The sequence below is a fragment of the Paraburkholderia tagetis genome (genome assembly GCF_022213065.1).
GTDB classification, from domain to species: Bacteria; Pseudomonadota; Gammaproteobacteria; order Burkholderiales; family Burkholderiaceae; genus Paraburkholderia; species Paraburkholderia tagetis.
Genome location: NZ_JAKLJA010000111.1, coordinates 1 through 2092, shown reverse-complemented (window position 1 = coordinate 2092; position 2092 = coordinate 1). Strand labels below are relative to the sequence as shown.

Annotated in this window: 1 protein-coding gene; it reads left to right on the top strand. The window is 57.6% G+C overall.

From position 1 onward, the window contains the following. The first annotated feature begins 398 nt into the window (after positions 1 to 398). Positions 399 to 1709, top strand: coding sequence for an MFS transporter (locus L5014_RS38460; RefSeq protein WP_238469081.1), 1311 nt, complete (start codon positions 399 to 401; stop codon positions 1707 to 1709). The last annotated feature ends 383 nt before the right edge of the window (positions 1710 to 2092 follow it).

Sequence of the window (2092 nt, the reverse complement as noted above, 5' to 3'; positions counted from 1 at the left end):
GTGGTCGTGATAGCCGACCCGCCGCCCGCCCGTGGACAACCCGCGAGGCAACACCGACTGGAGGACGCATCCCAACGTAAAACCCAACCGCAAAACTGTCCGTCGAAGCGGGTCACCCTCAAATAACGATAAATCCGTCCCGGTGGTAATCCTCAATCTGTTGTCTGGTCAATTCCATCTCGTCTCCTTGTTTAGCCAAGCCAGCCTACGAAGCGAGTCTAAAACAGCAAGTATCCCATCTGGTTGTTCAATCGCGATGGCGGCGTTGCCAAGTTGAGAATGACCCCGCCACTCTGTTCTTGCATACTTGGCGTGCCCATCGGGCCGAAATCGATCAGGCCAGGCTGGGGCAGACGAAAGCGCAGCGAGAAAGCTGCCTACTCACTATGGAGCGAGACATGTCAATCAACACGCCGGCCGCCATGGCATATGCGGAAGCCCCGCTAGACGAGCGCAGTGTCTATTCAAAGGTGTCGTGGCGACTTATCCCCTTTCTGCTCATGTGCTACACAGCTGGCTACCTCGACCGCGTGAACGTCGGCTTCGCCAAGCTCCAGATGCTCAATCAACTGAAGTTCAGTGAAACGGTCTATGGTCTCGGCGCGGGTATCTTCTTTATCGGCTATGTGATATTCGAAGTACCGAGCAACATCGTCATGCATAAGGTCGGCGCGAGGATCTGGATTGCCCGGATCATGATTATGTGGGGCCTTATTTCGGCAGCGATGGTGTTCGTTAAAACGCCGACTACCTTCTATGTGATGCGTTTCTTTCTCGGCGTAGCTGAAGCCGGCTTTCTGCCTGGCATCTTGCTATACCTGACGTACTGGTATCCGTCGTCGCGCCGTGGAGGCATCATTGCGCTATTCCTCGCGGGCATTCCTCTCGCAGGCATGCTCGGCGGCCCGCTCTCCGGTTGGATCATGCATTCGCTAAGCGATATCAGCGCGTGGTCTGGGTGGCAAATAATGTTCCTGCTGGAGGCGGTGCCGTCGGTACTGCTCGGCATCTCGGTGTTTTTTGTACTGGGTAATGATGTCCGCTCCGCCAAATGGCTCACAGAAGCGGAGAAGCAATTGCTTGAGACGAATCTGGAACGCGAGATTCCGGAGGCCCAGGTGCATTCGGTGCGCAGCGCCTTCACCGACGCTCGCACGTGGATTTTGTGCGTTATGTATGCCTTCATCCTGATGGGCGAATACGGCGTTCTGTTCTGGATGCCCACTATCATTAAGGACAGCGGCGTCACGGATCCGTTACAGGTCGGAATGCTGACCGCGATTCCCTACACGGCCACTGTGATAGCGATGTTATTTATCGGGCGACATTCGGATAAGACACGTGAGCGCCGTTGGCATCTCGCGCTGCCTGGAGTCGTCGCCGCAATCGGGCTAGGGCTCGCCGCGAAGTATCCTCATAGCACGGTGATGGCCGTGTGCGGGCTGACGATCGGCACGACGGGTGTCCTGTCGGTCGTTTCGCAGTTCTGGAATCTGCCGCCTGCCTTGCTGGGCGGTGTGGCGGCCGCCGCGGGCATTGCGCTCGTCAACTCGGTCGGCAACCTGGCGGGCTTCGTCAGTCCGTACATGCTCGGGTGGATCAAGCAAAACACGGGCACTACGAGCATCGGGCTGTATGTTCTTGCCGCGAGCATGATCGTCGGCAGCCTGATCGTGTTCTGTTTCCCGTCGCGATTGATTGATCGTTGAGGGCAGCCTTGCTCTGGAGCGCGCCTCGCGCTCTATTTGCTAGGGGAAACAGGGCTTACTCTACCCAGAACTCGGCGACCGTCGGTTCCGCTAACGGCGTGGATGAACAGGGCGGATACCCCCGGCAAGGCGAGGAACGCGCTGGAAACTGATTTGAGCTTCGCTGGCATGACCGGCCTGATTCGTGCGCCGATGGAACGCGACAGCGTCTACGGTATTCGCGTGGTTTGGATTCTGCCGCGCACGGCCACAGGCTTGACGGGTTCTGTCGCATTAACGCAGGGGAGGTAAAATTCGAGGCTGAGGAAAACGCTTTGGCCGCATGATGAAGAAGACACTGACGCCACGAACTACGCTTGCTCCTGGCATCGCCAAGGTTCTGA

What these genes read in the sequence shown, in the direction of transcription:
- L5014_RS38460 (WP_238469081.1), top strand. Translation starts at nt 399, where the DNA reads ATGTCAATCAACACGCCGGCCGCCATGGCATATGCGGAAGCCCCGCTA.